At 67.9% G+C, this 17,292-nt stretch carries 11 protein-coding genes; 6 read left to right on the top strand and 5 right to left on the bottom strand.

What is annotated here, in order from left to right; genetic code table 11:
• Nucleotides 1-139: 139 nt before the first annotated feature.
• Complete coding sequence (locus ACO2Q5_RS14980) at nt 140-2,221, top strand: TonB-dependent receptor (protein ID WP_423292444.1); 2,082 nt, start codon at nt 140-142, stop codon at nt 2,219-2,221.
• Nucleotides 2,222-2,292: 71 nt separating this feature from the next.
• Complete coding sequence (locus ACO2Q5_RS14975) at nt 2,293-3,600, top strand: NtaA/DmoA family FMN-dependent monooxygenase (protein WP_423292442.1); 1,308 nt, start codon at nt 2,293-2,295, stop codon at nt 3,598-3,600.
• A gap of 20 nt (nt 3,601-3,620) precedes the next feature.
• On the opposite strand, the gene ACO2Q5_RS14970 is transcribed toward ACO2Q5_RS14975, so the two are convergent.
• The 4 genes from ACO2Q5_RS14970 to ACO2Q5_RS14955 form a co-directional block, all read right to left on the bottom strand.
• The gene (locus ACO2Q5_RS14970; protein ID WP_423292440.1) at nt 3,621-4,502 is read right to left on the bottom strand and encodes a LysR family transcriptional regulator; all 882 of its coding nucleotides are present in this window, start codon (nt 4,500-4,502) and stop codon (nt 3,621-3,623) included.
• A 58-nt stretch (nt 4,503-4,560) separates the two neighbouring features.
• The gene (locus tag ACO2Q5_RS14965; RefSeq protein WP_423292438.1) at nt 4,561-6,213 is read right to left on the bottom strand and encodes an OFA family MFS transporter; all 1,653 of its coding nucleotides are present in this window, start codon (nt 6,211-6,213) and stop codon (nt 4,561-4,563) included.
• A 259-nt stretch (nt 6,214-6,472) separates the two neighbouring features.
• Complete coding sequence (locus tag ACO2Q5_RS14960; protein ID WP_423292436.1) at nt 6,473-8,482, bottom strand: sensor histidine kinase; 2,010 nt, start codon at nt 8,480-8,482, stop codon at nt 6,473-6,475.
• A complete protein-coding gene (locus ACO2Q5_RS14955) occupies nt 8,475-9,863 on the bottom strand; it encodes a sigma-54-dependent transcriptional regulator (RefSeq protein WP_423292434.1) in 1,389 nt (462 codons plus the stop codon). The genes ACO2Q5_RS14960 and ACO2Q5_RS14955 overlap by 8 nt, the downstream gene beginning before the upstream one ends.
• A 96-nt stretch (nt 9,864-9,959) precedes the next feature.
• Between ACO2Q5_RS14955 and ACO2Q5_RS14950 the strand changes: the two genes are divergently transcribed.
• From ACO2Q5_RS14950 to ACO2Q5_RS14940, 3 genes are all read left to right on the top strand, one after another.
• Nucleotides 9,960-11,123, top strand: a complete 1,164-nt coding sequence (locus ACO2Q5_RS14950; protein ID WP_423292432.1) for an RNA polymerase sigma-54 factor — start codon at nt 9,960-9,962, stop codon at nt 11,121-11,123.
• 131 nt (nt 11,124-11,254) lie between these two features.
• The gene (locus ACO2Q5_RS14945) at nt 11,255-12,481 is read left to right on the top strand and encodes an efflux RND transporter periplasmic adaptor subunit (protein ID WP_423292430.1); all 1,227 of its coding nucleotides are present in this window, start codon (nt 11,255-11,257) and stop codon (nt 12,479-12,481) included.
• A gap of 1 nt (nt 12,482) precedes the next feature.
• Nucleotides 12,483-15,620 (top strand): efflux RND transporter permease subunit, encoded by a 3,138-nt coding sequence (locus tag ACO2Q5_RS14940; protein ID WP_423292428.1) that lies wholly within the window; start codon nt 12,483-12,485, stop codon nt 15,618-15,620.
• 78 nt (nt 15,621-15,698) lie between these two features.
• Here the strand turns inward: ACO2Q5_RS14940 and ACO2Q5_RS14935 are convergent, their stop codons facing one another.
• Nucleotides 15,699-16,091: a carboxymuconolactone decarboxylase family protein gene (locus ACO2Q5_RS14935; RefSeq protein ID WP_423292426.1), complete on the bottom strand. Its 393-nt coding sequence runs from the start codon at nt 16,089-16,091 to the stop codon at nt 15,699-15,701.
• Nucleotides 16,092-16,256: 165 nt separating this feature from the next.
• Here ACO2Q5_RS14935 and ACO2Q5_RS14930 point away from each other — a divergent pair, with 165 nt between their 5' ends.
• Nucleotides 16,257-17,231: a quinone oxidoreductase family protein gene (locus ACO2Q5_RS14930; protein ID WP_423292424.1), complete on the top strand. Its 975-nt coding sequence runs from the start codon at nt 16,257-16,259 to the stop codon at nt 17,229-17,231.
• Nucleotides 17,232-17,292 lie beyond the last annotated feature (61 nt).

Genomic DNA, 17,292 nt, shown 5'->3' with positions numbered 1-17,292 from the left:
AGTAGTGTCCCGGCCGCGGAAAGGTAAAGTCCCTTCACCCGGGCGTGATTGACATGCGGAATGCGTCATGCAATGCGGACGATATGCAGCCAGCAGGGTGTTCCCGGCCAGCCGTGACACATCACAGCGGGAACACATCATGCGTGAGATTCAGCGGGGACGGCTGGCGCGGACCGCCAGCCTGATTTCGATCATTGCCGCCATGGCCGCCTTGCCGGCCGGGGCGCAGACGGCGGAGGGCACCACCTTTCTGGGCCGCATCATCATCACCGGCGAAAAGATCGCGCGGGATCTGATGCGGACCGCCTCGTCCGTATCTGTCATCGGGGATGAGGAGCTGGCCCGCGAAAAGCCGGGCAAGGACGATATCCACACGGTTCTGGCGGGCACGGCCAATGTGCTTTACGCCGACAATGTCAGCGCGCCGATCATCCGCGGGCAGGACATGCAGGGCGCGCATACCGGCGCAAGCTCGTTCTTTGCGGGGGCGGTGCCGCGGGGCACGATCAACCTTGACGGCCATTACCTGAACTACAACGAGCTGTATTTCGGCGCGACCTCGACCTGGGATGTCGCCACGGTCGAGGTGTTCCGCGGGCCGCAGACCACCTCGCAGGGGGCGAATGCGATTGCGGGGGCCATCGTGGTCAATACCAAGGACCCGACCTTTGAGCGCGAGGGCGCCTACCGGCTGGAATTCGGCAATTACGGGCAGCGCCGCGCCTCGGTCATGTGGTCGGGGCCGATCACCGATCAGCTGGCCGCCCGTGTCGCACTGGATTACAGCGCGCGGGACACGTTCATCGACTATATCGGCACGAGTTTCCGGCAGAATTCCATCGGGCAGGATTTCCGGTCGCTGAACGGGCGGGTTAAGCTGCTGTGGCTACCTTCGGACATTGACGGGCTGGAGGTGAAGTTCACCTACAGCCACAGCGACATGATCCGGCCAAGCGCCGAGGGGGCAGGGCCGCCCTATGAGGATCTGAACTCGATCACCATGTTCATGCCGGGCTGGGACCAGACCACGCAGACGGGAATTCTGGACGTGGATTACGATCTGGGCAACGGGCTGGTGTTCAATACGAAGACTCAGTTCTCGAAATCCGACATCGACCGGCGGGTCGGGTTGGCGACGGCGGGCGATGCCGATGTGACGCAGGACAACTGGTCGAACGAGACGAAGCTGACCTTCGGCACCGAAGAGGACACGTTCAGCGGCGTCGCGGGCCTGTATGTCGCCTACACCCATCAGGACGAGGTGCTGAACCAGGGCGGGATATCGACCTTTGAAGACCGCAAGAACAATCTTGGCGTCTATGCCGAACTGAACTGGCGCCCGGATGCGCAATGGACGCTGACGGGCGGCCTGCGCTATCACCGCGACCATATCCGCCGTGCGGGCGATGTATCGCCCCTGTTCGCCAGCAGCGATCTTGATTTCGACCGGGTCTTTGAAGAGGTGCTGCCGAAAGTCAGCATCGCCTATGCGGCGACGGAGGAATGGACCTTCGGCGCCATGGTCAGCAAGGGCTACAACCCCGGCGGCAGCTCGCTCGACTTCACGGGCTCCAAGACCTGGAGCGCGTTCGATGCGGAAACCGTCTGGAATTATGAACTGTTCACCCGGGCAACCCTGCTGGAGGACCGGCTGCGGCTGACGGGCAACCTGTTCTACATGGATTACACCGATGCGCAGCACAGCATCTCGCAGCCGATCGGCGGGGTGACCTATGTGCGCACCTTCAATGCGGAAAAGGCGCATTCCTACGGGCTGGAGCTTTCGGCGGAATATCAGCCGTCCGATGCCCTTACCCTGCGGGGAAGCGCGGGTCTGCTGAAGACGAAGTTCGACGAGATTTCCGCCTATCCGGAATATGAAGGCAACGAATTCCAGCGCTCGCCCGGCAAGATGTTCAGCCTTGGGGCGAACTGGGCCATCACCGACAGCCTGACGGTGGGCGGGCAGGTTCGCTATGTGGACGGATACTATTCCAACTCGGCCAATACGCCGATCTATGCCATCGACGGCTATGCCCTGGCCGATCTGAATGCCAGCTACCGCATCCGCGACGGGCTGGAGCTTTACGGTTATGTGAACAACCTGTTTGATGAACGCACACCCGTGCTTCTGGAACCCGCACGGGGCGATGTGGTCTTCACGCAGGGCAGCATGACCTCGCCCCGGATGGTGGGCATCGGCATCCGCGGCACGTTCTGAGGCGGCGAAGCATGACGACGGCCTGTTCCGGTAGCGGGGCCGGCCGCTTTACGGAAAGGACAGGCAGGGCGATGAAGCTCCGACCGAAACTGTGCATCGGCATGTCGCTGGCCCCCACATGGCTGGCCAACGAGGGCTGGCGGGCCGAAGGCAGCGGGATCGAGGGGCTTTATGGGCTGGAGCTGGCCGCCGATGTGGCCTGCCGGGCCGAGGCGGCGCATCTGGATTTTGTCTTCCGGCCCGACGCCAGTTTCCTGCCGCTGCCGGTTATGGAGCAATCGTTCGGATTTTCCAGTCTGGACCCGATGCTGCTGATCACGGCGCTGATGCACAGGACGCGGAAGATCGGTCTTCTGACCACGATCTCCACGACGTTTGGCGAGCCCTATCTGGTGGCGCGGCAGCTGATGTCGCTGCATTGGCTGTCGCAGGGGAGGGCAGGGTGGAATGTGGTGACCGCGCTGCAGGGGCACGAGAATTTCTCGATGACGGACATGCCGGGGGCCGAGGCGCGTTATGCAAGGGCGAATGAATTCGCCGATGTGGTGCGGGCGCTGTGGGCCAGCTTTCCGGCAGAGGCGCTGGTGGTGGACCGGGCCTCGGGCCGTTATGCCGACACTGACCTGATCCTGCCGATCGACCACCGCGGCGCCTATTTCGCGGTCAAGGGGCCGATGAACCTGCCGGAATATCCGGGCCCGCGGCTGCCGCTGATGCAGGCGGGCGGGTCGGCGGCGGGGGTGGATTTCGCGGGCCGGATTGCGGATATGGTCTTCGGCCTGACGCAGGACATCGACAGCGCGCGGAGCATGCGGGCACAGCTGAGCGCGCGGGCGCTGGCGCATCGCCGACAGCCGCGCGATCTGCGGCTTCTGCCGGGGCTGAGCCTGTATCTGGGCGACACGCGGGAAGAGGCGCAGGCGCTGTTTCAGGCCAATCACGTCCGGGTGACGCGCGACCAGCGGCTGGCGCGGGTGACCGAGGCGCTTGGCGTCGATCTGAAAGGCTGGCCCGATGACCGGCGGCTGACGGCGGCCGATCTGCCGGCGGGCTTTGTCTCGGCCCGCAGCCCTGCGCATTGCGACACGATCCGCCGCATTGTCGAGCGGGAGGCGCCGCAACTGGGCGAGCTGCTGGCGCGGCCGGAGATCCTGGCCTCGATCCACTGGCAGATCGTCGGCACGGTGGAGGATGCGGCGGAGGAGATCACCCGCTGGTTCGAGGCGGGGGCCATTGACGGTTTCATTGCGGTGCCGGGCGGATCGGTCCGGTCGCTGGAGCTGACGTTGGGGGAACTGGTGCCGCGTCTGGCCGAAGCGGGGCTGTTCCGGAAGGATTACAGCGGAGATACCTTCCTGCACCATCTGACCGAGGATTGATCTGACCGAAGATCGAGCGTTCAGCCCGCCCGGGCCAGCGTGCTGCGCCGCGCCTCGGCCAGAAGGGCCTGAACCGGGGCGGCGCGGGGTTCGCGGGCGGCGGCGACCAGAATGACCGGGGTGCCGGGGCCGGGCAGGGGGCGCATGCGCAGCGTATCGTCCAGCAGGGTGCGGACCAGCCGTTCCGGCACCACCGACAGCCATTTCCCGGTGCGGACATGGCCGATGATTGCAAGGATGGAATTGGAATCGACCTGTGGCTGCGCGCGGACCCCGGCGGCCAGCAGCCGCTCTTCCACGATGCGGCGGTTCTGCATCTCTCCGGACAGAAGGCAGAGCGGGAAATCCGCGATGTCGGACCAGCCCGCACGGCCCGTCTGTGCCAGCGGATGCCCGGCCGACATCAGCAGGCACAGACGTTCGTCATAAAGCGGCACGGCGGTGTGGCGCGGCGGGACGGTTTCGGCATAGGTGATCCCGGCATCCAGATCGAAACGGTCGATCCCGGCGGCAATTTCGGCCGCGGAGCGCGAGAGGATGGTGACGGTGATCCCCGGATGCCGGGCGGTCAGCGGCGCCACCAGCTCTGCCACCATGGGAAGCGCGGTCGGGATCACCCCCAGACGGATGCGCCCGGACAGGTTCTGCCGGGACGAGCGTGCCTCGTCCTTCAGGGCGCGCACCTCGGCCAGAATGGCGCGGGCGCGGATCAGCACGGCTTCGCCTTCCGGGGTCAGGCCCTGAAAGCGCGATCCGCGCAGCACCAGCGGCACGCCAAGCGTGTCTTCCAGTTGCATGATGGCCGAAGACAGCGTGGGCTGTGTCACCCCAACCGCCAGCGAGGCCCGGCCGAAATGGCGCGCCCGCGCCAGTTCGACGAACATTTCCAGCTTGTCGATCATGGGATTGTCCCGGGCATGGCGCCGCGCCCCCTTTTGACAGGGGCGCGGCGGGGGCGGCTCAGAACATCGCGGCGGTTTTCACCAGGGTGAACCACGCGCCCCAGAGGACCGGGATTGCCACCACAGCCCAGGCCAGAGCGGCGGGCAGGTCGAACCGGCCCTTGTCGATCCCGTAGGAGCCGTATTGCACCGTGGCGGCGGTCGCGGCGGTGCGGGCCTGAAGGGCGGCGACTTCTTCCGCGCTCATGAACCATTTCTGGTCCAGCGGGCGGACAAGGGCATTGGCGATGAGGCCCACCACCAGCATGCCGCAAAGGACATAGATGGTGACGGTATAGGCATCGGCGCCCGACAGGCCGCGGTCCACCTGATACTGGCGGATGTAGTTCACGACGACCGGGCCAAGGATGCCCGCGGTGGCCCATGCCGTCAGCAGCCGGCCATGGATCGCGCCGACGAACTGGGTGCCGAAGATGTCGGCCAGATAGGCCGGGATCGTGGCAAAGCCGCCACCATACATCGACAGGATGATACAGAAGGCCGCAACGAAGAGCAGCTGGCTGCCCATTTGCGCGAAGGTGGGCGCCGAGGCGTAAAGCACGATGCCCAGGATGAAGAACACGAAATAGGTGTTCTTGCGGCCCAGCTTGTCCGACATCGACGCCCAGAAGAACCGGCCGATGATATTGAACAGCGACAGAAGCGAGGTGAAGCCCGCGGCGATGCCGGCGATCGCCAGCTTCTGGTCGGCATTCAGATCGGAAAAGCTCAGCTCGGGCAGGCCCAGCAGACGCCCGCCGAAGATTTCCTGCAAGAGCGGCGAGGCGGCGCCAAGGATGCCGATTCCGGCCGAGACGTTCATGCAGAGGACGATCCAGATCAGCCAGAACTGCTTTGTCTTGTGGGCGTCGCGCAGGTGGACGTGATGCTGGGTGATCATGGTGTTCTTGCTGGGCGGCGGGGGCGTCCAGCCTTCGGGGCGCCAGCCGGCGGGCGGGATGCGATAGCCGAAGGCGCCGCCCATCATGAAGCAGAGGTAGAGGATGGCCATGACAAGGAAGGTCTGCCACACGCCGGGGCTGGTGTCGGTGGCGAAATGCTGCATCAGCTGCTGCGCCAGAGGAGAGCCCACCATGGCACCGCCGCCGAAGCCCATGATCGCCATGCCGGTGGCCATGCCGCGGCGGTCGGGGAACCATTTGATCAGGGTCGAGACGGGCGAGATATAGCCCAGACCCAGACCGATGCCGCCGATGACACCCAACCCCAGCCACATGATCCAGAGCTGGTGGGTGTAGACGCCGATCGCCCCGATGGCGATGCCGCCGCACCAGCAGCAGGCCGAGACGAAGCCCGCCTTGCGCGGACCCACCCGCTCCAGCCAGCCGCCCCAGATGGCGGCGGAGCAGCCCAGAAGCACGAAGAACAGCGTGTAGATCCAGCCCAGATCGGCCATGCGCCAGTTGCATTCGGTGCTGAACAGCGCCGAGCCGAGGCCCATGGCCTTGCAGGCCTCGGTCACCTCGCCGGGGATGGCGGCGGTCAGCGGCAGCCAGAACACCGAAAAGCCATAGGCCATGCCGATGCAGAGGTGGATGGCCAGCGCCGCGGGCGGCACCAGCCAGCGGTTGAAGCCGGGTTTCGCGATGATCCTTTCGCGGTCCAGAAGGCCGGGAGATCCCCCGGCATATCCTTCGGTGGCAGTCGTCATACGGTCCCTCCCTTGCCCTCGACGGGGCGGTCACAAGGAAGGTTGCGCCCGGCCGCCCGCGCGTGCCGTGGCCCGCGGGATGTGGCAGCACAGGCTCCTCCCTCGGGAAAGGGATATGCGCAGATCGTGCCAGCTGGCCGGGTGCCGCCGAAGATCGGTTTTTCCTATGGATTGACGGGATGACCCGCGCGTCCGCGGGACAGATTGTCGCAGGGGGCGGACAGAATGTCCGCGATGCGCGCCGACCGGGGCAGGGGGATCAGGCCGCTTCGGGCAGCCACAGGGTGAAGCGGGTGCCGTGACCGGGTGTGCTTTGGGCCGAGATTTCGCCGCCCTGCCGGTCGATCAGGGTGCGGCAGACGGCAAGGCCCAGCCCGGTGCCGCCATCGGGTCTTGTGGTGAAGAACGGTTCGAAAATGCGGGCCAGCGTGGCGGCATCCATGCCGGTGCCGGTATCGGCCACGGTGATCCGCACGCCGGGGGTGGCGCCGCGGTCATCATCGGCCGAGGCGATGGTGATCGTCCCGCCCTCGGGCATGGCATGGATGGCGTTCACGATCAGGTTGATCAGCACCTGCTGCAGCTCGGTCCGGTTCATCAGCACGGGCCGGTCGCTTTGCAGATCCTGCCGCAGCTCTACCCCGCCGCGGGTCAGCAGGTGGCGGACAAGGGGCAGGCAATCGGCCACGGCGGCGCGGGTGTCGGTGCGTTCGGCCCAGCCGGCATATTCCTCGGGCCGGGCGAATTGCAGCAACCGGCTGACGATCAGGCTGATGCGGTGCACCTGTTCGTCCAGCAGGCGGAATTCGGTTGCCGCCTCGGTTGCGCGGTCGCCCATGATCTCCCGCAACAGGTCCAGATTGCCCTGGATGACGGCGACGGGATTGTTGATCTCATGCGCGACGCCGGCGGTGATCTCGCCCACGGCGGCCAGCTTTTCCGACAGGATCAGCTGTTTCGTCGCGGCCTCCAGCTCCAGATTGGCACGGCGGAGGTCGGCGGTGCGGGCCTCGACCCGGGCGGACAGATCCTCGTTCCAGGCCCGCAGCTCGCGGTCGCGTTCCTGCAGCTGGTCCAGCAGGTGGTCCAGATGGACGGCGACGCGGCCGATTTCATCGGCGCCGCGGGTCACCCCGGTGCGGGCGCCCAGATTGCCGCCCTCGACCTGTGCCAGCGTGCCGGTCACCCGCTCCAGCGGGCGGAAGACCCCGCGGGCCCAGCGAAGGAAGACCGGCACCGATACGGCGGTGACCGCGACGAAGGCCAGCCCGATCAGCCAGAAGGTCTGCTGTTTGGCGGCGGCGAAGGGGGCTTCGGTGAAACCGACATACAGCATGCCCACCCGCGCGCCGCTGCTGTCGGTGACGGGTTCATAGGCCGAGATATACCAGTCGTTCACCACGAAGGCGCGGTCCAGCCATGTGGTGCCTTCGCCCAGCACCCGGCCCCGCACCTCGGCCGAGACGCGGGTGCCAAGGGCGCGGCGTCCCTCGAACAGGCGGACATTGGTCGAGATGCGCACATCGTCCAGAAACAGCGTGGCGGTGCCCTGGCTGCCTTCGGGCAGGCTGCCGGTGCGGTAGACCAGATCATTGATCGTGTCGATGAAGACAAGGTTCTGGTTCAGCAGGATGCCCCCCACCAGCGCGCCGGTGCTGCCGCCGGGCAGGGCGACCGGGGTGGCGGTGTGGATGACCATGCCGCGGTCTTCGGTGGTGCGGTCGGTGGGCGTGGCATTGCGGGTTTCGACCAGCGGCAGCCGCGCGCGTTCCGCCAGAGCCGGAGACAGCGCCGCCAGCGCGGCATTGGGAAAGATGTCGATAGCGGTGCCGCCCCGGCCCTGAAGCGCGGCCCGGGTCAGCCCATCGGTGCCGGGGGGCCGGGCGCCCGGCGGACTGGCGGCGGTGACGCGCCCGTCGGGACCGAGGATATAGAGGAAATCCAGCCCCATCTCGGCCCGCTTGCGGTCCAGAAGTGCGGCAGGATCGGCGGTGGTGGCAAATTCCACCGATCCGCCAAGCGCGGTGACCCGTTCGCCGGTGCCTTCAAGGATGCGGGCGAGATACTGGCGGGCGACGGTCAGGTCGCTGCCAACCTTGGTGATGAGAAGCTGGTCGAACTTGGCCGACCAGCGCAGGACGGTGATGCCAAGGAACAGCGGCAGGATCACCAAGGTTGGCAGAAGCGCGATGGCCAGAAGCCGGTGCCGGACAGATCGCGCGCGGGCAGGGGCACGGGCGACCGCAGGCCCGCTGGCGGGATCAGCCATGCCCGCCCGACAGCCGCCGGTCGATCGTCTTGCGCGAGATGCCAAGCCGCAGCGCCGCGGCCTCGCGGTCGCCGCCGGTGGCGTCCAGCGTGGTCAGGATGGCCTGCCGCTCGATCTCGGCCAGCGTGACGGGGGGCAGCTGCGCGGATGTGGCGCTGAAGTCGGGCGGAAAGCGGCCAAGGATCAGCGCGCGTTCGATCAGGTTGCGCAGCTCGCGCACATTGCCGGGCCAGCGATAGGCCTGCAGTCCGGCGCGCACGGCCCCGTCGATGGGGACCGGCGGCATCCCCAGCTGGACCGAGAGTTTCTGCATGAACAGATCGGCCAGATCCTGCACATCGCTGCCGCGTTCACACAGGGGCGGCATATCCAGCGTCAGGACATTGATGCGATATAGAAGATCGGCGCGGAACCGGCCTTCGGCCACGGCACGGTCCAGATCGGCATTGGTGGCGCAGAGAAGGCGCACATCCACCGGCACCTCGCGTTCCGAACCCAGCGGGCGGACACGGCGGTCCTCGATCACGCGCAGAAGTTTCGCCTGAACGGGCAGGGGAAGTTCGCCGATCTCGTCCAGAAACAGCGTGCCGCCGCGGGCATGCAGGAACAGCCCGTCGCGGGTCTGCACGGCGCCGGTGAAGGCGCCCTTCAGATGGCCGAACAACTCTGTCTCGACCATGTCATGCGGGATGGCGGCGCAGTTCACCGGCACGAAGGGGCGTTCGGCCCGGTCCGAAAGCTGATGGATCATCCGGGCCGCCACCTCCTTGCCGCTGCCAGACGGGCCGGTCAGCAGCACGGTGGAGGGCAGCGGCGCCACCCGGGCGATGGTATCGCGGATCGCCTCGATCGCGGCAGAGGCGCCGATCAGCCGGTCGCGCAGCAGGATATGGTCGGCATGGGCCTTCAGCTCATGGCGCAGGACATGGTTTTCCCGCTCCAGCCGGACCCGTTCCAGACAGCGGGCGACGGCGTTCAGGATCTGGTTCGACCGGAAGGGTTTCAGCACGAAATCCGACGCCCCGGCCTGCAGCGCCTGGATGGCGGTTTCCAGATCGGCATAGGCGGTGATCAGGATCGCGGGCGGAAAGAAGCCCGAGGCGCGCTGTTCGGCCAGCCAGTCCACCCCGCGCTTGCCCTGCATGATGTTGTCGAGGATGACCACATCGAAATGCCCGGCGGCCAGTTTCCCGCCCGCCTCGGCGGTGCTGGAGGCCACTTCCAGCGTGCGGCAGCGCCCGCCCAGCACCCGCTGCAGGAAATGGCGCATGCCGGGTTCGTCATCGACGACAAGGATGGCGGCCTGCGCCAGCGCGGGTCCGAAATCGCTTGCAGGCAATTTCTGCGCGGCAGGCTCGGCTGTCCTGGCTGCTGCGGTCATTCATCCTCCTGCGGCCCGATGCAGGCTGCTCCCCCCGGGCAACCTTGCATCCCCGGCGCGGTCAGGCAAGTCTTGGCCGAAGGGAGGCGGGCAGAAATGGCGATCCGCACGGAACCGAGGGTGGCCCCGGGTGTGAGGCCCGCGGCGGTGCAGGTGCTGGCGTTGCTGGCGCTGGCCAATGACGGTTTGGCGGCGCAGCTGGCGGTGGCTGCGGCAGAAAATCCCGCGCTGCGGCTGATCCCGCCCGCGGGGCAATGGTCCGCGCTGTCCTTGCACGATCCCGACGGTGTGGCCGCTCCGGAGGGGGGGCTTCTGGCGCATGTGCTGCGCGAGATCGGGTTGCTGCGGCTGTCGCCCCGGGCGGCGGCGGTGGCGCGGCTTCTGGCCGGCGCGCTGGAGCCGACGGGATGGCTGTCGGAACCGCCGGCGCAGCTGGCCGCGGGATGGGGCCTGCCCCCGGCCGAGGTGGAGGCGGTGCTGGCGCAGCTGGCCGCCATCGACCCGCCGGGGCTTTTCGCGCGCGATCTGGCCGGATGCCTGCGGGCGCAGGCACAGGCGGCGGGGCAGCTGGATGCGGCGATGACGGCGGTTCTGGAGGATCTGCCGCGGCTGGCGGCGGGCGATGCGGCGGGGGTCGCCGCGGCGGCCGGGCTGGACCCGGGGGCGGTTCTGGCGGCGGTGCGGCGGCTGCGCGGCTATGATCCGAAGCCGGGGCTGCGCTTTGCCGGGCCGGTGCCGGTGCTGCCGCCCGATCTGCGGATCGCCCTGCGGGACGGGCGCTGGCAGGCAGAGCTGCATCCGGCGGCCCCCCGGGCCGAGCTTGCGCCTGCGGGTGGCGACCGCCGGGCTGCGCGGCGGATGCTGGCGGCAGTGGCGCGGCGCAACGCGGGCATCCTGTCGGTGGCGGAGGTGCTGGCGGCGGGGCAGGGGGCCTTTCTGTCGGGTGGAACGGATGTGCCTGCGGCCCTGACCTCGGCCATGGTGGCGGCGCAGACGGGGCTCAGCCGGGCGACGGTGAACCGTATTCTCTCCGGGCTGACGGCCGAGACGCCGCGCGGCACGCTGCGATTGCGGGCGCTGACGGCGCGGCCGGTGCGCGACGGCGGGCCTGCGGCCGCGGCGGTGCGGGCGCGGCTGGCGGCGCTGCTGCGGGGGCCTGCGCAAAGCGATGCGGCGCTGGCGCGGGTGCTGGCGGCCGAGGGTCTGCCGGTGGCGCGGCGGACGGTGGCCAAATATCGCGCGGGCCTTGCGCTTGGCTGAAACCGGCGCAACCTTGCCGATCGCTGCGGCGGGTTGCGCAAGGGGTTGCACAGCGCCGCCGGAGCCGCATCTTCGGCAGGGTCCCGGTGTTCGTCTCCGGGCCGCGCGTGACCATAACGAGAGGGGCCTTCATGACATCGTCCAGGACTTCCGCCCCTTCGCCCGCGCCGGGCAAACCCGACTGGGCCAAGACCCCGCGTGACCTGCGGCGCGAGGCGGCGGGTCCGCGCCCGGTCTGGCGGCGCTGGCTGTGGCCGGTGGTCGTTCTGGTCCTGTTGGGTGCGGGGGCGCTGTGGCTGGGCGGGCGCGGCGGCGAGCAGGTGGCGCAGGCGCCCGAAGGCGCGGCCACCGAAGGGGGAGAGCTGCTCTTGCATCCGCTGGACGTGACCGAGGTGACCCGCGGCACGCTGCGCGACACGCTGCAGGTGACGGGCACGCTGCAGCCGCGGATGCAGATCCAGATCAACAGCAAGGTGGCAGGGACGGTCGAGACGGTGACGGTCCGGCTGGGCGACCGGGTGACGCAGGGCGACCTGCTCTTGCAGATCGAGGCGGCGGCGCTGCGTATCCAGCTGGAGCAGCAGAAGGCCACGCTGGAGGCCAGCCGGGCGCAGCTGGCCCTGGCCGAGACCCAGGCGCTGCGGTCCGAGGAACTGGCCGACCGGGGCGTGTCCGCCTCGGCCGCGCTGGAGACGGCGCGCAGCAATCTGGATGTGCAGCGCGCGAATCTTGCGGTGCAGGAGGCGGTGGTGGCCGCGGCCGAGGTGGCGCTGCGCGATGCCACGGTGACGGCGGCCTTTGACGGCATCATCGCCGCGCGCGAGGTGGAGCCGGGCCAGAGTGTCGGCGCCGGGACCGCGCTGTTCCAGCTGGCCGATTTGTCCACCATGGTGGTGCGCGCCAATGTGCCGGTGGCCAGCAGCATCCGGCTGGAACCGGGGCAGACCGTGACCTTTACCATCGAGGGGCTGGCCGGGCGCAGCTTTCAGGGCCATGTCGAAGGCATCAGCCCGACCACGATTTCGGGCAGCCGCAACACGCCTGTCGTGGTGGTGGTGGAAAACCCCGAAGGCATTTTGCGCGGCGGCATGTTCGCCTCGGGCGATATCGTGCTGGAGATCGGCGAGGCGGCGATCGGCATTCCGGCGGGCAGCCTGCGCCAGGATGCCGAAGGCCCCTATGTCCTGAAGATCGACGGCGGCGTTCTGGTGCGGCAGGCGGTGGAGCCGGGCCGGCTGTGGGAGGGGGAGACGGTCATCGGCATCACCTCCGGGCTTGCGCCGGGGGACCGGATCGTCTCGGGCCGGTTGCCGGATCTGGATGCGGGCATGGCCGTCCGCGTGACGGAGACGCAGTGACATGTTCCTGACCCGGATCAGCGTCAGCCAGCCGGTCTTTGCCACGATGATCATGATCGCGATCATGGTCTTCGGGGTCTATTCCTGGCAGCGGCTGCCGGTCGAGCAGATGCCCAATGTCGATATTCCCGTTGTCGCCGTGGTGGTGGCCTATGAGGGCGCCTCGCCCGAGGCGGTGGAAAACGACATCGTGAAGCCCATCGAGGATGCGATGGCCACGATCAGCGGCATCGACAAGATCCAGTCCACCGCGCAGGCGGGGCAGGCGCTGGTCGTGCTGCAGTTCCGGCTGGAAGTCGCCTCGGCCGATGCGATGAACGATGTGCGCGACAAGCTGGCCGGGGTGGAGGCGGGCCTGCCCGATGCCGCGGGCAAGCCCACGCTTCTGCGGTTCGACCCGTCCTCCAGCCCGGTGATCTCGCTGGCGATCAGCTCGGCCAGCCGCCCGCTGGACGAGCTGACGCGGCTGACCGAGGACCGGGTGCTGAACCGGCTGCGCAATGTGGCGGGGGTGGGCAGTGTCACCGTGGTGGGCGGGCTGCCCACGCAGATCGGCGTGACGGTGGACCCGGACCGGCTGGCCTCGCACGGGGTGTCGATGGCTGAGGTGACGGCGGCCATTGCGGCCAACAGTGTGGACCTGCCCGCCGGCGCCATCACCGAAGGCGCGACCGAACAGTCGATCCAGATCAAGGGGCGGCTGGCCGGGATCGCCGATTTCCGCCGCATCATCGTGACCCGGCAGGGCGGAGAGCCGGTCTATCTGGCCGATGTGGCGGACGTGGCCGAAGGCGCGGCCGAGGCCACGAGCCTGGCCTTCCTGAACGGCGAACGCGCGCTGGCCGTGGATGTGATGAAGGTGCAGGGGTCGAACACGGTGCAGGTGGCGCGCGACGTGATCGCCGCCGCCGCGGCGCTGACCGGCGGTGTCCTGCCCGCGGATGTCAGCATCGAGGTGATCGCCAATGATGCCACCGCGGTCGAGGATTCGGTCGAGGCGGTGCAGAACATGCTGGCCGAAGGGGCGGTCCTGTCGGTGGTGATCGTGTTCCTGTTCCTGAATTCGTGGCGGTCCACCATCATCACCGGGCTGACCCTGCCGATTTCCATCATCGGCACCATGATCGCGCTGTTCTTCATGGGGTTCACGCTGAACATCATGACGCTGATGGCGCTGTCCTTGTCGGTGGGCATCCTGATCGACGATGCCATCGTGGTGCGGGAAAACATCATGCGCCATCTGCATATGGGCAAGGGCCACCTGCGCGCCGCGATCGAGGGGACGCAGGAGATCGGGCTGGCCGTGCTGGCCACCACGCTTTCGATCGTGGCGGTGTTCCTGCCCGTGGCCTTCATGGAAGGCATCATGGGCCGGTTCTTCCTGCAGTTCGGGCTGACCGTCTCGGTCGCGGTGCTGATCTCGCTTTTCGTGGCGTTTACGCTGGATCCGATGCTGTCCAGCGTCTGGTATGACCCGGCGGCAGAGCCGGATGCGAAGCGCGGCCCCTTGGGCCGGGCGGTGGCGCGGTTCGACGAGATGTTCACCGTGCTGACCCGGCATTATGTGGGCGTCCTGCGCTGGTCGCTGCGGCACCGGGTCATCACCCTTTCTGCGGCTTTGGGCCTGTTCCTTGGCAGCTTCTTCCTGATCCCGCTGGTGGGCGCGGAATTCCTGCCCGCGCAGGACAACGGCAAGGTGGTGGTGGGGCTGAAGACGGAAACCGGATCGTCGCTGGATTATACCGCGGCGCGCGCGGCGCAGGTGGAGGCGATCCTGCGCGCCCGACCCGAAGTGGCCACGACCTATGTCACCATCGGCGGCGGCAGTGTCGGATCGGGCGTGTCGAACGAGGCGTCCGTCACGGTGACGCTGGTGCCGCTGGACGCGCGCAGCCTTTCGGCCGAGGGGTTCGCCGCGCGGGCCCGGCAGGATCTGCAGGGCCTGCCCGGGCTGGAGCTGGTGGTCAGCGCCGATGACGGCTTTGGCGCGGGGGCAAAGCCCGTGCAGGTGGTGGTCTTCGGCGAGGATGTGACCACGCTGTCGCGGATCGGCGATCAGGTGGCCGAGCGGCTGTCGCGGATCGGCGGGCTGGAGGATATCGCCTCGTCCCTGAAGGCGGCGCAGCCGGTGGTGGGCATCCGGGTGGACAGCCAGCGCGCCAGCGAGATGGGCATTTCGGCCCGGCAGATCAGCGCGGCCCTGACCGCGATGACCAGCGGCGACACGGTGGCGAAATGGACCGCGCCGGACAGCAAGACCTATGATGTGGTGGTGCGGCTGGACAAGGCGGCACGCAGCCAGATCAGCGCCATCGGCAACCTGCCCATTGCCGTCAGCCCCGACGGGGGCGAGATGGTGCGGCTGGATCAGGTGGCCGAGGTGACGCGCATCTTCGGCCCGGCCGAAATCCTGCGCGAGGATCTGGACCGCCGCGTGACCATCGACGCGAACCTGTCGCCTGATGCCCCGGCCGATGTCTTTGCCCAGGTCAGCCGGATCACCACCGATATGGTGCTGCCCGAAGGCTATCGCTTCGGGCTGGGCGGCGATGCCGAGGAACTGGCCAATTCCGGCGCGGCGGCGGCCTCGGCGCTTCTGATGGCGGTGATCTTCATCTATCTGGTGCTGGCCTCGCAGTTCGGCAGCTTCGTGCAGCCTCTTGCGATCATGATGTCGCTGCCCCTGTCGCTGGTGGGGGTGGTGCTGGGGCTGCTGGCGGGCGGGTCCACCCTGAACATGATGTCGATGATCGGTTTCATCATGCTGATGGGCCTTGTGGTGAAGAACGCGATCCTCTTGGTGGACAATGCGAACCATCAGGTGCGTGACGGGGCGAACCTGTACGACGCGCTGCTGCATGCGGGCGAGGTGCGGTTCCGCCCCATCATCATGACCACGCTGGCGATGATTCTGGGCATGCTGCCGCTGGCGCTGAACCTGCATCAGGGCAGCAGCCAGAATGCGCCCATGGCTCATGCGGTGATCGGGGGGCTGATCTCGTCCACGCTGCTGACGCTGGTGGTGGTGCCGGTGATCCTGACCTATCTGGACGGATTTTCGCGCCGGGTGGCGCGGTTCCTGCCGAAGTCGCCCGAGGATCACGAGGCGGCTGAGGCGGCGGGCGGACGGGCGCCCTGAATGTCGGACGCCGCCCCGGTGGCAGCCGGGGCGGCGCGAAAACCTGCGGTCTGCCGGATTGCGCCGGCGCGCGGGCCCCTATTCGAACTGCGGGTCGATCTGGACGCGGTAGCCGTTCACCAGCCGGTTCGTCTCATTCGCCATGCCGACGACGCCCATCAGCTCTCCGAACATCTCGGGCGTCATGCCGGCCTTCTGTGCCGCGGCCGTATGGCTGGCGATGCAATAGCCGCAGTTGTTGGTGACCGAAACGGCGAGATAGACCATCTCCTTGACCACCGGATCCAGCGCGCCGGGGGCCATGACCTCCTTGACGCTTTCCCAGGTCCGCTTCAGACCCTTCGGGTCATTGGCCAGAAGCTTCCAGAAGTTGTTCACATCCTTCAGCCCGCGCGACTGCATGATGTCGTCGAAGACGGCCTTCACCTCGGGCGAGGCGTCCTTGTATTCGATCGGTTGGGGTCGGCTCATATTGTCCTCCTTTGACCTTGTCACGGTGGCAGGCTTGGGGGCGAGCCTGTTTCATTGCATTCCATGTGTCAATATGGCATGCAATATTGACCCGCTGCCGCATCGGTGCCGCAGCGCCTGCATCCTGCCCCCATCCCCTGCGCGCGCCATAGAGGAGAGCCCTGCGTGTCCTACAGCATCATCCAGCATACCACAGGCGGCCCCGAAGTCATGGAATGGACGGCGGTCGATCTGCCCGCCCCGGCCGAAGGGCAGGTGACCCTGCGCCATACCGCGATCGGAGTGAACTTCATCGACATCTACGTGCGCAAGGGGGCCTATCCGCTGATGACGCTGCCCGGCACCCCGGGGATGGAGGCCGCGGGCGTGGTCGAGGCCATCGGCCCGGGCGTCGCCGATCTGGCCGTGGGCCAGCGCGTGGCCTATGTGACCACCGCCCCCGGCGCCTATGCCGAGCGTCGCAACATGCCGGCGGAACGGTTGGTGCCGCTGCCCGATGACATTGCCGATCAGGATGCCGCCGCGCTGATGCTGAAGGGCATGACGGCCGAGCGGCTGCTGCACAAGACAGCCCCCGCGGTGGCCGGAGATACCATTCTGGTTCATGCGGCGGCGGGGGGCGTGGGGCTGTTGCTGTGTGCCTGGGCCAAGGCCATGGGCTGCACGGTGATCGGCACCGTGGGATCGACTGAGAAGGCGGAGCTGGCGCGCGCGGCCGGGGCGGATCATATCATCGACAGCCGCAGCGAGGACATTGCCGCCCGTGTGATGGAAATCACCGGGGGCAAGGGCGCGCAGAAGATCTATGACGGCGTGGGCAAGGACACGTTCGATGCCTCGCTGGCCGCGGTGGCGAAGTTCGGGCATCTGGTCAGCTTCGGCAATGCCTCTGGCGCGGTGCCGCCGGTGAACATCGCCGTGCTGGCGCCGAAATGCGTGGCGCTGTCGCGGCCGCAGGTCTTCCCCTATATCGCCGACCGCGCCGATCTGCTGGCCACGGCGGAAAATCTGTTCGCGGCGATGCGCAAGGGAATCATCACCGCGCAGGTGAACCACACCTACCCGCTGCGCGAGGCAGCCCGCGCGCATGAGGACCTTGAGGCGCGCCGCACCACCGGTCAGATCGTGCTTCTGGCCTGAGGCCATCGCTGCGGCCCGGCGGAAACCCTCTGCCGGGCCGTCCGGGCGCGCATCCGCCCGG

It is taken from the genome of Neotabrizicola sp. VNH66, assembly GCF_049445895.1.
GTDB lineage: Bacteria > Pseudomonadota > Alphaproteobacteria > Rhodobacterales > Rhodobacteraceae > Pseudogemmobacter.
This window is presented reverse-complemented; position numbering and strand designations above follow the sequence as displayed.